At 42.1% G+C, this 16,873-nt stretch carries 21 protein-coding genes; all 21 read left to right on the plus strand.

The genetic code is table 11. From position 1 onward, the window contains the following. Window positions 1-8: 8 nt before the first annotated feature. Window positions 9-440 carry a low molecular weight protein arginine phosphatase gene (locus KSU66_RS03360; RefSeq protein WP_329958771.1) on the plus strand — a complete coding sequence of 144 codons (432 nt, stop codon included), beginning with the start codon at window positions 9-11 and terminating at the stop codon, window positions 438-440. Beyond that, window positions 409-660, plus strand: coding sequence for a hypothetical protein (locus tag KSU66_RS03365; protein WP_269050002.1), 252 nt, complete (start codon window positions 409-411; stop codon window positions 658-660). Before KSU66_RS03360 ends, KSU66_RS03365 begins: the two co-directional genes overlap by 32 nt. Window positions 661-699: 39 nt before the next feature. Next, a complete protein-coding gene (gene rpiB, locus KSU66_RS03370; RefSeq protein WP_269050003.1) occupies window positions 700-1,137 on the plus strand; it encodes a ribose 5-phosphate isomerase B in 438 nt (145 codons plus the stop codon). 18 nt (window positions 1,138-1,155) lie between these two features. Next, on the plus strand, window positions 1,156-1,710 hold the full coding sequence (locus tag KSU66_RS03375) for a TIGR01440 family protein (RefSeq protein WP_269050004.1): 555 nt from the start codon (window positions 1,156-1,158) through the stop codon (window positions 1,708-1,710). A 23-nt stretch (window positions 1,711-1,733) separates the two neighbouring features. Then, window positions 1,734-2,975 (plus strand): serine hydroxymethyltransferase, encoded by a 1,242-nt coding sequence (glyA, locus tag KSU66_RS03380; RefSeq protein ID WP_269050005.1) that lies wholly within the window; start codon window positions 1,734-1,736, stop codon window positions 2,973-2,975. Window positions 2,976-3,137: 162 nt separating this feature from the next. Next, complete coding sequence (gene upp / locus KSU66_RS03385; protein ID WP_269050006.1) at window positions 3,138-3,767, plus strand: uracil phosphoribosyltransferase; 630 nt, start codon at window positions 3,138-3,140, stop codon at window positions 3,765-3,767. A 19-nt stretch (window positions 3,768-3,786) separates the two neighbouring features. Next, window positions 3,787-4,905: a non-hydrolyzing UDP-N-acetylglucosamine 2-epimerase gene (gene wecB, locus KSU66_RS03390; protein WP_329958772.1), complete on the plus strand. Its 1,119-nt coding sequence runs from the start codon at window positions 3,787-3,789 to the stop codon at window positions 4,903-4,905. Between the two features lie 603 nt (window positions 4,906-5,508). After that, on the plus strand, window positions 5,509-5,880 hold the full coding sequence (locus tag KSU66_RS03395) for an ATP synthase subunit I (protein WP_269050007.1): 372 nt from the start codon (window positions 5,509-5,511) through the stop codon (window positions 5,878-5,880). Between the two features lie 60 nt (window positions 5,881-5,940). Then, a complete protein-coding gene (atpB, locus tag KSU66_RS03400) occupies window positions 5,941-6,654 on the plus strand; it encodes a F0F1 ATP synthase subunit A (RefSeq protein WP_269050008.1) in 714 nt (237 codons plus the stop codon). Window positions 6,655-6,719: 65 nt separating this feature from the next. Beyond that, complete coding sequence (gene atpE / locus KSU66_RS03405; RefSeq protein WP_269050009.1) at window positions 6,720-6,944, plus strand: F0F1 ATP synthase subunit C; 225 nt, start codon at window positions 6,720-6,722, stop codon at window positions 6,942-6,944. A gap of 148 nt (window positions 6,945-7,092) precedes the next feature. Then, window positions 7,093-7,644 carry a F0F1 ATP synthase subunit B gene (gene atpF / locus KSU66_RS03410; protein ID WP_443028930.1) on the plus strand — a complete coding sequence of 184 codons (552 nt, stop codon included), beginning with the start codon at window positions 7,093-7,095 and terminating at the stop codon, window positions 7,642-7,644. After that, entirely contained in the window at window positions 7,641-8,180 is a 540-nt protein-coding gene (locus tag KSU66_RS03415) for a F0F1 ATP synthase subunit delta (RefSeq protein WP_269050010.1), read from the plus strand. Before atpF ends, KSU66_RS03415 begins: the two co-directional genes overlap by 4 nt. A 24-nt stretch (window positions 8,181-8,204) precedes the next feature. Continuing rightward, window positions 8,205-9,713, plus strand: a complete 1,509-nt coding sequence (gene atpA / locus KSU66_RS03420; RefSeq protein ID WP_269050011.1) for a F0F1 ATP synthase subunit alpha — start codon at window positions 8,205-8,207, stop codon at window positions 9,711-9,713. Between the two features lie 90 nt (window positions 9,714-9,803). Beyond that, entirely contained in the window at window positions 9,804-10,658 is an 855-nt protein-coding gene (gene atpG, locus KSU66_RS03425) for an ATP synthase F1 subunit gamma (RefSeq protein WP_269050012.1), read from the plus strand. A 123-nt stretch (window positions 10,659-10,781) separates the two neighbouring features. Continuing rightward, complete coding sequence (gene atpD / locus KSU66_RS03430) at window positions 10,782-12,197, plus strand: F0F1 ATP synthase subunit beta (protein WP_269050013.1); 1,416 nt, start codon at window positions 10,782-10,784, stop codon at window positions 12,195-12,197. A gap of 24 nt (window positions 12,198-12,221) precedes the next feature. Further along, window positions 12,222-12,623, plus strand: a complete 402-nt coding sequence (locus KSU66_RS03435; protein WP_269050014.1) for a F0F1 ATP synthase subunit epsilon — start codon at window positions 12,222-12,224, stop codon at window positions 12,621-12,623. 71 nt (window positions 12,624-12,694) lie between these two features. Further along, entirely contained in the window at window positions 12,695-12,931 is a 237-nt protein-coding gene (locus tag KSU66_RS03440) for a DUF1146 family protein (protein ID WP_269050015.1), read from the plus strand. 403 nt (window positions 12,932-13,334) lie between these two features. Then, a complete protein-coding gene (gene murA / locus KSU66_RS03445; RefSeq protein ID WP_269050016.1) occupies window positions 13,335-14,627 on the plus strand; it encodes a UDP-N-acetylglucosamine 1-carboxyvinyltransferase in 1,293 nt (430 codons plus the stop codon). Window positions 14,628-14,729: 102 nt separating this feature from the next. Further along, window positions 14,730-15,701, plus strand: coding sequence for a stage II sporulation protein D (gene spoIID / locus KSU66_RS03450; protein ID WP_269050017.1), 972 nt, complete (start codon window positions 14,730-14,732; stop codon window positions 15,699-15,701). A gap of 30 nt (window positions 15,702-15,731) precedes the next feature. Continuing rightward, window positions 15,732-16,397 (plus strand): M23 family metallopeptidase, encoded by a 666-nt coding sequence (locus tag KSU66_RS03455; RefSeq protein WP_269050018.1) that lies wholly within the window; start codon window positions 15,732-15,734, stop codon window positions 16,395-16,397. Between the two features lie 188 nt (window positions 16,398-16,585). Beyond that, window positions 16,586-16,855, plus strand: coding sequence for a sporulation transcriptional regulator SpoIIID (locus KSU66_RS03460; RefSeq protein ID WP_269050019.1), 270 nt, complete (start codon window positions 16,586-16,588; stop codon window positions 16,853-16,855). Window positions 16,856-16,873 lie beyond the last annotated feature (18 nt).

Below are 16,873 nucleotides of genomic sequence, written 5' to 3' on the forward strand. Positions count from 1 at the left end.
ACTTGAATGTGTATATTATTTGTACAGGAAATACATGTAGAAGCCCAATGGCAGAAGCGATTTTGCGCTCGAAAGTAAATGATAAAATAGCCGTTCGTTCTGCGGGAATCCACGCGCAAAATGGAACGCCTATTGCTCCGCATGCAAAGAAATTAATAGAAGAAGCCGGGATGCCATATACCCCCTTTTCACGAGCTCTTTCATTGGAAGATATCGAATGGGCAGATGTCATTTTAACAATGACGACATCTCACAAACAAGCACTTCTTTATTCATTCCCAAAGGCAGAAGGGAAGACATTCACGCTAAAAGGTTTTGTAAATCCAGATACCTTTGAGGACGTGCATGATCCATATGGAGGGGACCTCGAAACATACCGCTATACATTTGCTGAACTTAGTTCGGTGATTGAATCTATTAAAGAAAAGCTATATAAATAAGCTGAAATACGGATTCACACTAATTCCAGAAAAAGAGCTGACATTCCGTCCACTAAAGTGGAGATTAATCGTAAAAGGGCTGACATTCCAAGCAAAAGAGTGGAGAATCCTCGCAGTGGGACTAACCCCGCAAAAGGTTGACAAACTCATCATCCCAACAACAAATAACTATTCAGCCTTGGAAATTGCGCAAGGCTGTGTTTTTTTGTTTGAAAGATGATAGAATGAGTTGTGAGTAAATTAAGAAAAGAGGGTTACGATGAAAATCGCAATTACTTCAGATCATGGTGGGAATAATCTTCGCCATGAAATCATTAAGCTGTTAACGGAACTCGGCGTCGAATACGACGATCTTGGACCTTCGACAGATGAGTCCGTTGATTACTCTGATTATGCAACACCTGTTGCAAATGGAGTGGCATCGGGGAAATACGACCGTGGCATTCTTATTTGTGGGACAGGCATCGGTATGTCCATCGCGGCGAACAAAGTAAAAGGAATTCGCTGTGCACTCGTCCATGACGTTTTTAGTGCGAAAGCAACTCGTGAACATAACAACACGAACGTACTTGCAATGGGCGAACGAGTTATTGGACCGGGCCTTGCAAGAGAAATCGTCAAGACATGGTTAAACACTTCTTTTGAAGGTGGTCGTCATGAGCGACGCGTGAACAAATTAATGGAGCTTGAGAACTAATTTTATGGGAGGGATATCGTGGATGCTTTGAAATTATGGAAGCTTCAGCTTGAACAATTGCTTTCTGAAATGGAAGAACAGCTAACTTTTACGCCGGGTGGTTTTTTTGTCGTGGGGTGCTCTACTTCCGAAGTAGCGGGTCAGCAAATTGGAACAGCGGGGGCGTTTGAAATCGGAGAAGCATTTTATGAGCCACTACTCCAGTTTGCTGAAAAGCATAAATTGTTCCTCGCTTTCCAAGGGTGCGAACATATTAACCGCGCGTTAACAATCGAAAGACAAGCTTCAAAAAAATATAATCTTGAGCCTGTCTCAGTTATACCAGTAGTTCATGCAGGCGGATCCATGTCTGCATGTGCTTATACACTGATGAAGGACCCTGTTGTTGTCGAACAATTACAGGCAGTTGCGGGGATTGATATTGGGCAAACGCTAATCGGTATGCATTTAAAATCGGTAGCTGTTCCTATACGAACGTCTATTAAGAAAATCGGCGAGGCAATTGTCACAACCGCAACAACACGCCCGAAAATGATTGGCGGGGAAAGAGCAATCTACACAGTTAACCAATAAAAAGATAAAAGGGGAAATGCCAAATGGAAATCGCAAAAGTGAAAGAACAAGACACATTAGTATACGACGCAATTATGGCGGAGAAAAAACGTCAACAAGCAAACATTGAACTAATCGCTTCAGAAAACTTCGTATCAGAAGCAGTTATGGAAGCACAAGGAACAGTACTTACGAACAAATATGCAGAAGGATACCCGGGCAGACGCTACTACGGCGGTTGTGAACATGTGGATATCGTTGAAGATGCTGCACGTGATCGCCTGAAAGAAATTTTCGGCGCAGAATATGCAAACGTTCAACCACACTCAGGTGCACAAGCGAATATGGCAGTATACTTCACAGTGCTAGAGCCAGGCGATACAGTGCTTGGTATGAACCTTTCACACGGTGGTCACTTAACACACGGTAGCCCAGTAAACTTCTCTGGAAAACTATACAACTTCGTTGAATACGGCGTTGACAAAGAAAACGAGCGACTTGACTACGAAGACGTACGTGCAAAAGCACTTGAACATAAACCGAAAATGATCGTAGCAGGCGCAAGCGCATATTCACGTGAAATTGACTTTGCTAAATTCCGTGAAATTGCAGACGAAGTCGGCGCATACTTGTTTGTTGATATGGCGCATATTGCAGGTCTAGTTGCGGCTGGAGAGCACTCAAACCCAGTTCCACATGCACATTTCGTTACTTCAACAACACATAAAACATTACGCGGTCCACGCGGTGGATTCATTCTTGCTAAAGAGGAATTCGGTCGTAAGCTTAACTCATCTGTATTCCCGGGCGTTCAAGGTGGCCCATTAATGCACGTAATCGCTGCAAAAGCGGTTGCATTTAAAGAAGCGCAACAGCCTGAATTCAAAACGTATATTCAGCAAGTGAAGAAAAACGCAAAAGTACTTGGTGAAGAACTTGTTGCGGCTGGAATCGATATCGTCTCCGGTGGAACAGACAATCACTTATTGCTTCTAAACCTTCGTTCACTTGGAATTACTGGGAAAGTTGCAGAACACGCACTTGATGAAGTCGGTATTACTGCAAATAAAAACACAATTCCATATGACACAGAAAGTCCATTTGTCACTTCAGGTATCCGTATCGGTACACCTGCAGTTACGTCACGCGGTTTCAAAGAAGAAGAAATGAAAGAAATTGCGGCAGTTATGGCATTAGTTCTTAAAAACCCAGAAGACGAACAAACGAAAAAAGAAGCGCTAGAACGTGTTACTGCACTAACAGATCGCTTCCCACTTTACGCATAAGAGAACACTGAAAAAGCCGCTTTCTATAATTAGAAAGCGGCTTTTTTGACGGTTTTAAGTAAGTGTTGAACGGTGTTGAAAAGTCGGTGTAACGTCTTGCGTGCCAGAATGGAACCATCTCTGCTATACTAGACAAGATATTCCTAAAAGGAGCGAATTTAAATGGCTAAAGTACATGTTTTTGATCACCCACTTATTCAGCACAAACTTACTTATATACGTGATATTCACACGGGGACAAAGGAGTTCCGCGAACTTGTTGACGAAGTTGCAACGCTTATGGCTTATGAAATTACACGTGGATTACCTCTAATGGACAAAGAGATAGAAACACCGGTTCAAAAAACGAGCTCAAAAGTATTAGCAGGTAAGAAAATAGGAATTGTTCCTATTTTACGTGCAGGTATTGGTATGGTTGAAGGGGTCTTGAATTTAATCCCGGCAGCCAAGGTTGGTCATATTGGACTTTATCGTGATCCGAAGACATTGTTGCCCGTTGAATACTATATAAAACTTCCATCTGACGTGCCTGAACGTGATTTCATTGTCGTAGATCCAATGCTTGCAACGGGTGGGTCTGCAATTGAAGCAGTAAACTCTTTGAAAAAGCGCGGCGCGAAAAGCATTAAATTTATGTGTTTAATTGCGGCTCCAGAAGGTGTGGAAGCATTCACTGAAGCACATCCTGATGTAGATGTATACATTGCAGCAATCGACGAAAAGCTTGATGAAAAAGGATATATTGTTCCTGGACTTGGCGACGCAGGCGACCGACTTTTCGGAACAAAATAACATGGAAGGCGTGAAGTACTTGAAACGCAAATGGAAAGTAATGACGATTTTTGGTACACGTCCGGAAGCTATTAAAATGGCCCCACTTGTACTCGAACTTCAAAAACATACAGAAGATATCGAATCAATAGTAACGGTCACAGCACAACACCGTGAAATGCTTGACCAAGTATTATCCACATTTAGCATAACTCCAAATTACGACTTGAATATAATGAAAGACCGTCAAACGCTTATTGATGTGGCGACACTTGGGCTTGAGGGACTTGATAAAATTATGAAGGAAGCACAACCCGATATCGTTCTCGTTCACGGCGACACAGCAACGACATTTATCGGTAGTCTTGCTGCATTTTATAACAAAGTATCAGTGGGACATGTTGAAGCTGGACTACGGACATGGGATAAGTACTCCCCATATCCTGAAGAAATGAACCGTCAGTTAACAGGAGTTATTGCGGATCTTCACTTTTCACCAACTGAAAAGTCTGCACAAAACTTGTTGAATGAGGGAAAGAACAAAGACACGATTTATATTACTGGAAACACAGCGATTGACGCACTTCAAACGACGGTTCGTGAAGAGTATTCACATCCCGTACTCGATAAAGTGGGAACGGATAAGCTAATTCTTCTTACTGCACACCGTAGAGAGAATCTCGGCGAACCAATGCGCAATATGTTCCGTGCCATCAATCGATTGCTTGCAAAACATGATGATATTCAAATTATTTATCCAGTACACATGAATCCAGCTGTACGCGAAGTAGCCGACGAAATTTTAGGGGGGAACGACCGCGTTCAATTAATCGAACCGCTTGAAGTCGTCGATTTCCATAACTTTGCGGCACGCTCTCATATTATTCTTACGGATTCCGGTGGTATTCAAGAAGAGGCGCCTTCACTTGGCAAACCAGTCATTGTTCTCCGAGATACGACAGAGCGTCCAGAAGGCATCGAGGCAGGTACGTTAAAACTTGCCGGAACAGATGAAGATACGATTTTCAATTTGACAGATCTTCTTCTTACGGATGAAGCAGAATATGAAAAAATGGCTAAAGCATCCAATCCATATGGTGACGGACACGCATCCGAACGAATTGTCGAAGCACTTAAAAGTTACTTATCTTCACTATAAAAACGAAACAGCCCAGAATAATTGGGCTGTTTTTTCTATATGAATTGAAACAAAGAGTCTAGCTGACAACGCCCGCGGAAAGGGAGCCGCTTCAACAAATCCTATTTTTAGGGAGATTTTATTATCCATGTAAGAACTTTCTAAGGTGATCTTTGAATCAGACGATAGAATTATAAAAATGAAAGTTTGTCGGATATTTGACAGAAACCGAAGTTTGCAAAGAATTTCATAGGGAATCAATTGACATCAAATTTAGGCTATTGTATGCTTACAAAGGGTAATAATGATAGGTGTTTCATACATATGCAATGGAACAAGAACACAACATTAAAATTAATTCTATCATCCATTCACCGAACGCCAATTGTGCAGAGGTATTTCCTTTCGTTGACGATTGGAAATTAGGGCCCAAGCGAGTGCATTTTATATGGCAATATGCTCGCGACTATATAAGTTTCAACTCAATTGAAGTCTTTGTACATCAATGGGCTGAGATCACCCCGTAGGAATCAAACAAGACCGCACATCAATGCTTATCATCTTCTGATTATGGTCTCAGAGCTTAATCCAATCTAGAAATACGAAACAGGAGTAGAACCTAACATGCAAACATTGCAAGAAATCCATCATAGGCAAAGAAGAATCGTATTTTTTTTGCTCGCTTTGTTTGTTCTTGGCTGGGGATTTACCGAATGGAAGCCTATATTTGCAGGTCTTATTTTAGGTTCTTTATTCGGGTTGTATAATTTCTGGATACTCGTGCGAAGAATGGAGAAGTTTGATCGGAAGATTGCGGAGGGGAAAAAAGGAGCGACACTCGGAACTGCGCTGCGGTTTGCATCTGGAGTTGCAGCGGCGGCACTTGCCACAGCGATGCCGGAACAGTTCGACCTGATTAGTACGGTTATTGGATTTGCAGTGCCGTATATTGTCCTCTTAGTGGATAGGATAATCTACCACGTAAAACATTTTTAGAGTTTTTTCGACAGGAAAGACTCATCTTAATTCCACATGCACAAGGGAGGTGAACGAAACATGGACCATGAAAATCCGTTGTGGACATCAGGATTTTTAGGAATCACATTTAATCTATCGAACGTTTTGATGCTATTCATAACATGTGTGATTGTATTCCTGATTGCATTTATCTCGACACGGAATTTAAGTTTGAAACCGAGCGGAATGCAAAACTTTATGGAATGGGTCATGGATTTCGTCAAAGGGATAATTAGAAGTAACATGGATTGGAAGACCGGTGGTAGATTCCATATACTTGGAATTACACTGATTATGTTCCTTTTCGTATCAAACGTGTTAGGGTTACCACTCGCTGTCACTTGGGACGGAGCACTATGGTGGAAATCACCTACAGCCGATCCAATGATTACGATGACACTTGCTGTTATGGTAATTGCTTTGACACACTACTACGGCATTAAGATGAAAGGTGCGGGCGGGTACGGGAAAGATTTCCTGAAACCACTTCCGTTTCTATTACCGCTTAATATCGTTGGAGAATTTGCAAGTACGTTGACACTCGGTCTTCGTCTTTACGGTAATATTTATGCAGGTGAAATTCTTATCGGTTTACTGGCAGGACTTGCAACGTCAAGTGTCTTTGGCCTAGTAGGAGCAGTTGTACCAGCACTTGCTTGGATGGGTTTCTCGATATTTGTCGGCGGAATTCAGTCATTCATTTTCGTTATGTTAACAATGGTCTATATGTCTAACAAAGTTAGCACGGACTAGTAAGCATATAATACCCGAATTTCGGGTAAACAAAAAAACAGGAAAACTTAGGAGGAAACAATACTATGGTAGGTTCAGTTGGTTTATTAGCAGCAGCAATCGCAATCGGTCTAGGTGCACTTGGAGCAGGTTTAGGTGCAGGTCTAGTTGTTTCAAAAACAGTCGAAGGAATCGCACGTCAACCAGAAGCACGTGGAGTACTACAAACAACAATGTTCATCGGTGTTGCACTTGTTGAGGTTGTTCCGATTTTCGCAGCTGTTGTCGCGTTCATCGTTATGAACCGATAATAATAAGTACGTTACCAATGGCGAAGAATGCGGTTTGAAGTCCTTCGCCATTCCTTTATGTCAATAAACATGAACACTTAATTTTATTAAAATAAGAACGAATTCCATATATGAAGAGACATGAGCTCTTGAAGGGAGTGAAACAATCGTGTTTTTAGATAGCTTCGTACTATTGGCTGCAGATGCAGATCCATCATTTTTACAAAACTTGAATCAAAGGCTGAACCTCGGTGATATTATCGTAACAGTCGGGTTTTTCACGATACTCATGGTACTTCTTAAGAAGTTTGCATGGGGCCCACTAATGGGGATTATGGACCAACGCGCAGAATTGATTGCAAATGAAATCGAATCTGCTGAAAAAAGTCGCACAGAATCAAAACAACTTCTTGAAGAACAGCGTAATCTGTTAAAAGAAGCACGTAATGATGCACAGGCGATTGTTGAAAATGCTCGTAATCAAGGTGAAACACAACGTGCAGATATCATTTCATCAGCTAAAGCTGAAGTAGGTCGTATGAAAGAAGAAGCGACACTTGAAATCGCATCAGAAAAAGACAAAGCTGTTGCAGCAGTTCGCGAAGAATTCGTATCCCTATCTATCCTTGCAGCGTCTAAAGTACTTGGAAAAGAAATTTCCGAAGAAGATAACCGCGCATTGATTGAAGAAACGATTGCGAAGGCAGGCGAAGGGCAATGAGCCAATCGGTTGTAGCAAAACGCTATGCACTTGCATTATTTGAGTTAGCACAAAAAAATGGGCAAACAGGCCCGGTTCAGAAAGACCTTCTTGAAGTAAAAAAGGTCTTTCAAAACGAATCGGAACTCGTACAATTGCTCAATACACCACAATTAACCGCAACAAAAAAGAAAGAACTACTAGCAAACTTATTTAAAGGTGCAAATCCTCTTGTTGTAAATATGCTATCACTGCTACTAGACAGAAAGCGTATAAACGAAGTCGTAAACCTTGTTGACGAGTTCGTTGCATCCGCAGATGAAGCTGCTGGAACGGCTGCAGCAACCGTGTATTCTACACGTAAGCTATCAGCAGACGAAAGCCAAGCAATCTCTACTGCATTTGCACAAAAAGTAGGTAAAAATGCATTACGAATAGAAAATATCATTGATCCGACGTTACTGGGAGGCATTCGCCTTCGTATTGGTAACCGAATCTACGACAGTAGCGTAAGCTCGAAGCTTAATCGTCTACAACGTGATTTAATCGGATCGTAAATCTGAATTTGAGGGGTGACATACATGAGCATCAAAGCTGAAGAAATCAGCGTTCTCATAAAACAGCAGATTGAAAATTATCAATCTGAAATGACAGTTAGCGACGTTGGTACAGTTATCACGATTGGTGACGGTATCGCACGTGCTCATGGCCTTGACAATGTCATGGCTGGAGAACTATTAGAGTTCTCAACTGGTGTCCTTGGTATGGCGCAAAACTTGGAAGCGAACAACGTAGGTATCATTATCCTTGGCCCATACACAGACATTAAAGAAGGCGACGAAGTACGTCGTACAGGTCGTATTATGGAAGTACCAGTTGGTAAAGAACTAATTGGTCGTGTTGTAAACCCATTGGGACAGCCAGTAGATGGTCTTGGTCCAATTGCAACAACAAAAACACGTCCAATTGAAAGCCCGGCACAAGGGGTTATGGCACGTAAATCAGTACACGAACCACTACAAACAGGTATTAAAGCGATTGACGCACTTGTACCAATCGGTCGTGGACAACGTGAGTTAATTATCGGTGACCGTCAAACAGGTAAAACAACTGTTGCGATCGATACGATTCTTAACCAAGCTGACCAAGATATGATTTGTATCTATGTAGCAATCGGACAAAAAGAATCAACAGTTCGTGGAGTTGTTGAAACGCTTCGTAAAAACGGCGCGCTAGACTACACAATCGTTGTAACAGCTTCGGCTGCAGAACCAGCTCCACTTCTATACCTAGCTCCATATGCAGGTATTTCAATGGCAGAAGAGTTTATGTTCGAGGGGAAACACGTGCTAATCGTTTATGATGATTTATCTAAACAAGCAGCAGCTTACCGTGAACTGTCTTTACTTCTTCGACGTCCACCAGGCCGTGAAGCATATCCAGGTGATGTGTTCTACATTCACTCACGTCTTCTTGAACGTGCAGCGAAGTTGAACGATACACTTGGTGGCGGTTCAATTACTGCACTTCCATTCGTTGAAACACAAGCAGGAGATATTTCCGCTTATATTCCAACAAACGTAATTTCGATTACAGATGGACAAATTTTCTTACAATCTGACCTTTTCTTCGCGGGTGTCCGTCCGGCTATTAACGCTGGTCTTTCGGTATCACGTGTTGGTGGTTCAGCACAAATAAAAGCAATGAAAAAAGTTGCGGGTACACTGCGTCTAGACCTTGCAGCATTCCGTGAACTTGAAGCATTCTCACAGTTTGGATCGGATCTAGATCCAATTACACAAGCGAAACTTGACCGTGGAGCTCGTACAGTTGAAATTCTAAAACAAGATTTGAACAAACCGGTTCCGGTTGAAATTCAAGTAGTTGCTTTGTATTCACTTACGCGCGGATACCTTGACAACGTTCCTGTTGTTGACATCCTACGTTTCGAATCTGAAATTGCAAGCTGGCTTGAAACAAACCATACGAATGTTTTGGATCATATCCGTACAACGAAAGACCTTCCATCTGATGAAGATATGGCTTCTGCTATTAACGAATTCAAGAAGACTTTCGCAATGACTGAGTAATCAGGACATCGTTACGGAATCAGTAAAAAACTGTATTTAATCAAAACGGATTAAAACGGCTGATCAAAAACATAAGGTGGTGAAATACCAATGGGATCATTACGCGAAATTGAAAACCGCATAAAATCCACGAAAAAAACGAGTCAAATTACACGTGCAATGCAGATGGTATCTGCATCTAAACTAAACCGTGCGGAAGTGAATGCGAAACGATTTGTTCCGTATATGGACAAAATCGAAGAGGTTGTTGATGCAATATCTGCAAGTACAGATGTTGCGCATCCAATGCTCGTTAGTCGTCCAGTGAAAAAGACAGCTTATATCGTCATCACTTCGGACAGCGGACTTGCTGGAGCATACAACAGTAACGTGTTACGTGCTGTTTCCAATGCAATCACAACCCGTCACAATTCAAAAGATGATGTCGTCATCTTCCCAATCGGACGATTTGGCGCTGAATTTTTCGAGAAACGCGGCTTCAGTATTATTGATAAGGTAATCGGATTATCCGATCATCCATCATTTGCTGAAATAAAAGAAATCGCACAAAAAGCTGTTGGTATGTTCACAGATAGTACATATGACGAACTGTATATGTATTATAGCCATTATATTAGTGCCATCTCTCATGAAGTAACAGAGAAAAAGGTACTTCCACTTACGGACATCGCACAAGATGCGGCAACTTCTTCCTATGAGTTTGAGCCTTCCGGTGAAGCAATTCTGGAAGTACTTCTTCCTCAATATGCGGAAAGCCTAATCTACGGTGCATTGCTCGATAGTAAGGCAAGTGAACATGCTTCAAGAATGACAGCGATGAAGAGTGCAACAGACAACGCAGGCGATTTAATTGATTCGTTAACGCTTCAATTTAACCGTGCACGTCAAGCTGCAATTACACAAGAAATTACAGAAATTATCGGAGGGGTAGCAGCTCTCGAGTAAGGAAAATTGCATTTTAATTTTCCAGCTCAAAAAAGTCGGCACTAAGACTTTTTAGCACTGTGAGCGCGAAGCTACTTTCTTACGACTTTATGGATGACATATAGTAAGACAGGAGGAAATAAAATGAACAAAGGACACGTCCTTCAAGTAATGGGTCCAGTTGTAGACGTTAAGTTTAGCAACGGTCAATTGCCAGAAATTTATAACGCATTGACAGTTGTCATCGAACGCCCAAACACAGAGCCCGAAACTTTGACTCTTGAAGTTGCGCTTCACCTTGGAGATGACACTGTACGTACGATTGCAATGTCTTCAACAGATGGATTACAACGCGGTTCTGAAGTAACAAACAAAGGTGCTGCGATTTCTGTACCTGTTGGAGATGTAACTCTTGGTCGCGTATTTAACGTACTTGGTGACGTCATTGACCTTGGGGAAGAAATTCCACAGTCAGAACGTCGCGATCCAATTCACCGTGAAGCACCTAAATTCGAGGACCTTTCGACAACAGTTGAAATTCTTGAAACAGGCATTAAAGTTGTAGACTTACTAGCTCCTTATATTAAAGGTGGTAAAATCGGTCTCTTCGGTGGTGCGGGTGTAGGTAAAACAGTTCTTATCCAAGAACTTATTAATAACATCGCTTTAGAGCACGGTGGTATTTCCGTATTCGCAGGCGTTGGAGAACGTACGCGTGAAGGAAATGACCTTTTCTTCGAGATGACGGACTCTGGTGTTATTAAAAATACGGCGATGGTATTCGGTCAAATGAACGAACCACCTGGTGCTCGTATGCGTGTAGCTCTAACAGGACTTACGATGGCAGAATATTTCCGTGACGAACAAGGCGCGGACGTACTTCTATTCATCGATAACATTTACCGTTATACACAAGCTGGTTCTGAAGTTTCAGCACTTCTTGGCCGTATGCCTTCAGCAGTTGGTTACCAACCAACACTTGCAACGGAAATGGGTCTTTTACAAGAGCGTATTACATCGACAAATAAAGGTTCTGTAACATCTATCCAAGCAATCTACGTACCAGCGGATGACTATACGGATCCAGCTCCTGCAACGACGTTTGCTCACTTAGACGCAACGACGAACCTTGAGCGTAAACTTTCTGAAATGGGTATTTACCCTGCGGTTGATCCACTTGCTTCATCTTCACGTGCATTGTCACCGGAAATCGTTGGCGAAGAGCACTATGATGTAGCACGTCAAGTTCAAGTAACGCTTCAACGTTACGCTGAACTACAAGATATCATTGCGATTCTTGGAATGGATGAGCTAAGCGATGAAGATAAGTTAGTTGTTGGACGCGCACGTCGTATCCAATTCTTCCTATCACAAAACTTCCACGTAGCTGAGCAATTTACTGGTCAAAAAGGTTCATACGTACCAGTAATTGAAACAGTTAAAGGATTCAAAGACATTTTAGCAGGCACATACGATCACCTTCCAGAAGATGCATTCCGCCTTGTCGGTCGTATCGAAGAAGTTGTCGCAAAAGCGAAAAGTATGGGTGTAGAGGTTTAATAGAAGGGACCAGGAGGGGAAAAAATGAAGACATTAAAAGTCAATATCGTCACTCCCGACGGCCCAGTTGTTGAAACTGAAGCAGACATGATTATTGCAACTACTGAATCAGGCGAAATGGGAATCCTTCCCGGCCATATTGCTATGGTGGCGCCACTTCAAATTGGTGCGATTCGTCTGAATAAGGGAAACACAACAGAAGTTGTAGCAGTTCATGGTGGTTTTATCGAAGTTCGTCCGGATGTTGTTACTGTCCTTGCACAAAGCGCGGAAACAGCTTCAACAATTGACCTTGCACGTGCGAAAGCAGCAGCGAAAATTGCAGAAGCAGATTTACAAGCTAAAAAAGATGACACGGAATACAAAAAGGCAGAACTCGATTTGAAACGTGCCAAAAATAGAATTAACGTTTACGAAAGTAAATAATAATTTGATTACGGACAGAAGGCAGTCTTTCTTCTGTCCGTATTTTAATAATAAGGAAAGGGGACATCTACATGGAGAGTATGTTTGGTTTCCAACCATTACTAGCTATTGTTTCCCACATTGTTTTCATCGGACTTGCTTTTATTGCATTGCAAGCTCTAATGCCTGAAAAGATTATTAGAAAAAACCGTGTTGTACAAGCACAAATGCTATTTATTTTTTTAAGTATTATGATCGGCAGCTCCGTATCAAATTTCTTTCTTGAGATATCCTATTGGTCAGGAAGGTTACCGGCAATGTTTGGCTAAAGTTTAATGTACCGAAAAGGTAATAGACTTTACAAAAAGCGGATACCTTGTTGTCGCCGCGCGTACAGACGAAAAAGTGTCTTTGTCGACATGTAAAAAATGTGCTGTGCCTGGGGCGACGGCATGTTAACTGCCAATAAACTCCTATGTATACTGTTTGAATTTATTTGAATGGGAAAACGAAAAAAGCGAACTGTATGGACAAGCGCTTTTGACACCAATGATCCAAAAAGTACATAGGATAGATTATCTTAAAATGACATAAATATAAAGAGTAAGTTACTTGAACTTTTTTCCAAGTCACTGTAGAATGATAGATGTTTTTATTATAAGAGAATTATTTTTAAAGTCGATATATATGTATTTTTTGGTTGGAAACAACTTAGAGTCGGAGGGACTAATAATGGATAAAATAATTATAACTGGCGGACGTGTTTTAAAAGGAAATGTCCGTGTTGAAGGTGCAAAAAATGCCGTATTACCTGTACTTGCGGCAGCTTTACTTGCATCTGAAGGGGTCAATGTCATTCGGGACGTACCAAATCTATCAGATGTCGGTACAATTAACGAAGTGTTGAAAAGTTTGAATGCAAAAGTGGATCACTTCCCGGAACAAAACGAAGTAATAATTGATTCAACTGAAAAGTTGTCAGATGAAGCACATTTTGAATATGTTCGGAAAATGCGCGCATCGATTCTTGTGATGGGGCCACTTTTAGCACGCAACCGCTTTGCACGCGTTGCACTTCCCGGTGGATGTGCAATCGGATCACGTCCAATCGATCAACATCTAAAAGGATTTGAAGCGATGGGCGCGGAAATTACATTTGGCCACGGACATGTTGAAGCAAAAGCTGAGAACGGTTTACGAGGCGCAAAAATCTATCTAGATTTCCCTAGCGTTGGTGCAACTGAAAATATTATGACAGCTGCAGCTTTAGCAAAGGGAACAACAATTATTGAAAACGCTGCAAAAGAACCTGAAATTGTTGATCTTGCGAATTTCATTAACGAAATGGGCGGTAAAGTTGTTGGTGCTGGAACGGATACAATCCGCATTGAAGGTGTTTTGAAATTGCACGGAACGACGCATCATATTATTCCTGACCGCGTTGAAACGGGTACATTTATGGTAGCGGCAGCGATTACAGGTGGCGATGTCATTATTGAAAACGCTGTTCCTGAGCATAATGCTGCACTCATTTCCAAAATGGAGGAAATGGGAGTTATTATTACGGAATTGGACGAGGGCGTTCGTATACAGGCGACTTATCCTTTGAAGTCCGTAGATTTAAAAACGATGCCTCACCCTGGGTTCCCGACAGATATGCAATCGCAAATGATGGCACTTATGTTAACGGCGACGGGGACTGGCATTCTTACGGAAACGGTATTTGAAAACCGATTTATGCACGTAGAAGAATTTCGTCGGATGAACGCAACTGTTAAAATTGAAGGTAGATCTGTTATTTTGACAGGACCGTCTAACTTACAAGGCGCTGAAGTAGCTGCAACGGACCTTCGTGCGGCAGCAGCACTTATTCTTGCGGGACTTGTAGCAGAAGGTGTAACACGCGTTACGGAACTATCGCATCTTGACCGCGGCTATGTGAATTTCCACGGAAAACTTGCAGCATTAGGTGCAGACATTGTACGCGTTTCTCCGGAAATAGAAAAAGCTGCTCAATTCGTATAAGTAAATAAGTGATATTAAAAGACCGTTGTCCATTTAGTGGACACGGTCTTTTTCGTATTCAAAAAAGAAGTATAAAACGTTCTTGAAATCATATAATCCAATATGGGGAAACTATGGATTGCCTTATTGTTGACGACGCTACTCTTGTTTTTTGTGCCCATTTTACTACACAAGACACCCGTCATCCCAAAGACCGTTAAAGTGCCGGAAGAAAGTAGGGAAGGGGAAGTTGAGGCTTGTCAGGTTGCAATAACGGTTCTTGGGTTGGACGAGCCGGTCCCGCTTGAAGAGTATGTTTTAGGGGTTGTCTCCGCCGAAATGCCTGTAACGTTCCAGGAAGAGGCTTTGAAGGCCCAGGCGATAGCCGCACGTACGTATGCGCTCAGAGTAACTGAATACGGAAAAAAACCGATAGCGGCGGACGTTTCCGCTCAAGTTTATAATTCCAAGAAAAAGAGAAAAGAGAAATGGGGAAAGGAATTTCTACGCAATGAAAAAAAAGTGGAGACTGTTGTTAAAGAGACAGCAGGCGACACAATTGTATTTGGTGAAGAAATGATTTCTGCGATGTTTTTTTCGACATCGAATGGGCAGACTGAAACTGCACGGAACTTTAGTGGGAATGACGTTCCATACTTACAAAGTGTAGAAAGCCCTGGCGAAGAAAAAGTTGCACCGAAGTACAACCGCGAAACGGACATGACTTTGGATGAATGGAACAAAGCACTCGGTACAAACTGGAACGTTGATATGTTCAAATCACTTAAGCTCGTTCGAAATCCAACGGGACGTGTTCAAAAGGTAATGTCTACGGATTTTGAACTGCAAGGAAGAGAGATGCGTGAAATTTTAGGACTTGCATCTACAGATTTTGATATTGCATATGACGTGACAAATAAAATCGTGAAAGTGAAAACGACTGGATATGGCCACGGTGTTGGCATGAGCCAATACGGCGCAGAAGCTTTTGCCGGGCAAGGATGGACTGCAGAAAAAATTCTACAACACTATTACACAGGAACTATTATAAAAAAGTTTACTGTACTTGATTCTAAATGTTTAAAAACCCCTTAACTTGCAAAGAATGCAAGTGAGGTGATGACTATGCGAGAAGAAAAACCGAAATCTCCTTCTCAGAAGAACAAGAATGACCAAACAAAGAGCTGGTTTTGGCCAGTAGTCTATTCCGGGATCGCGATTGTTTTTGTCGGCATGATTTGGGGTTATAACGCATTCATAAAAGAAGATACCCCGGACATAGCAGACAGCACATTGGAAGGTAAACCGGAATCCGGTGAATTGGTTGTCGAGACGAATGCCCAAAAAGAAACGCTCAAATTTCCATTTGCCGAGGCACTTCTAGACGATGTAGCAGTTCTACAGGAATTTTATGACATGGAAGCGGATGAGTCTATGCGCGAGAAAGCATTGCTTGTCTTCAATCAGACGTATGTGACAAGCACAGGCGTGGCGCTATCGATGGACGGTAAGCCATTCGAAGTAATTGCATCGATGAGCGGAACCGTCGAAGAGGTCAATTCCGACAGCTTCACAGGTAGCGAAGTAATTTTAAAACATGCCAATGGAATGCAAACCGTGTACGGTTCAGTCACTGAAGTTCTTGTGAAACCAGGTGATCAAGTGGTTCAAGGACAAGCGCTTGCAACCGCAACTGAAAACGAATCGAACCCAACAGCGGGAGTCCACCTTCATTTTGAAGTGCTTATAGACGGTGAAGCCGTCAACCCGCGTACCCATCTAGCATTTTGAACAATTGAAAACTCGCCACTCCAAAACGACTGGAGTGGCCTTTTTACGTTTTAATTTGGATGTATAATCGATCTTTTAGATGACAAGCATTGAAAAACCCGTATACAGCTCGCTAAGCTGTGCATAACCGTTCTTGTAGTCGCATAAGATAAAACAAGATTCGGAGTCAATTAGGAAAGGAAGAGGGCTTGCACGAGCAAATTAGGAGGCGATGCGTGCGCCTCGGTGAACTATTGCTGGAAACTGAGGTAACCGTGAGAGTATTGGCGAAGGCAACAGGCTATTCAAAAAGCACAGTTCACAAAGACTTGACAGAAAGACTACCGGACGTTGATACTGCATTAGCAGAAGACGTAGCAAAAATACTTGCTTATCATAAATCTGTCAGACATTTACGAGGCGGAGAGGCAACTCGGGTAAAATGGATGAATGAAGCGAAAAAACTAGAAGGTGAATAAGTCCTAGAAGTAGTTTCG

The sequence above is a fragment of the Sporosarcina sp. G11-34 genome (genome assembly GCF_026931025.1).

What these genes read in the sequence shown, in the direction of transcription:
- atpG (WP_269050012.1), top strand. Translation starts at nt 9,804, where the DNA reads ATGGGATCATTACGCGAAATTGAAAACCGCATAAAATCCACGAAAAAA.
- KSU66_RS03395 (WP_269050007.1), top strand. Translation starts at nt 5,509, where the DNA reads ATGCAAACATTGCAAGAAATCCATCATAGGCAAAGAAGAATCGTATTT.
- glyA (WP_269050005.1), top strand. Translation starts at nt 1,734, where the DNA reads ATGGAAATCGCAAAAGTGAAAGAACAAGACACATTAGTATACGACGCA.
- upp (WP_269050006.1), top strand. Translation starts at nt 3,138, where the DNA reads ATGGCTAAAGTACATGTTTTTGATCACCCACTTATTCAGCACAAACTT.
- KSU66_RS03435 (WP_269050014.1), top strand. Translation starts at nt 12,222, where the DNA reads ATGAAGACATTAAAAGTCAATATCGTCACTCCCGACGGCCCAGTTGTT.
- rpiB (WP_269050003.1), top strand. Translation starts at nt 700, where the DNA reads ATGAAAATCGCAATTACTTCAGATCATGGTGGGAATAATCTTCGCCAT.
- murA (WP_269050016.1), top strand. Translation starts at nt 13,335, where the DNA reads ATGGATAAAATAATTATAACTGGCGGACGTGTTTTAAAAGGAAATGTC.
- KSU66_RS03440 (WP_269050015.1), top strand. Translation starts at nt 12,695, where the DNA reads ATGGAGAGTATGTTTGGTTTCCAACCATTACTAGCTATTGTTTCCCAC.
- atpA (WP_269050011.1), top strand. Translation starts at nt 8,205, where the DNA reads ATGAGCATCAAAGCTGAAGAAATCAGCGTTCTCATAAAACAGCAGATT.
- atpB (WP_269050008.1), top strand. Translation starts at nt 5,941, where the DNA reads ATGGACCATGAAAATCCGTTGTGGACATCAGGATTTTTAGGAATCACA.
- atpD (WP_269050013.1), top strand. Translation starts at nt 10,782, where the DNA reads ATGAACAAAGGACACGTCCTTCAAGTAATGGGTCCAGTTGTAGACGTT.
- KSU66_RS03455 (WP_269050018.1), top strand. Translation starts at nt 15,732, where the DNA reads ATGCGAGAAGAAAAACCGAAATCTCCTTCTCAGAAGAACAAGAATGAC.
- spoIID (WP_269050017.1), top strand. Translation starts at nt 14,730, where the DNA reads ATGGGGAAACTATGGATTGCCTTATTGTTGACGACGCTACTCTTGTTT.
- atpE (WP_269050009.1), top strand. Translation starts at nt 6,720, where the DNA reads ATGGTAGGTTCAGTTGGTTTATTAGCAGCAGCAATCGCAATCGGTCTA.
- KSU66_RS03415 (WP_269050010.1), top strand. Translation starts at nt 7,641, where the DNA reads ATGAGCCAATCGGTTGTAGCAAAACGCTATGCACTTGCATTATTTGAG.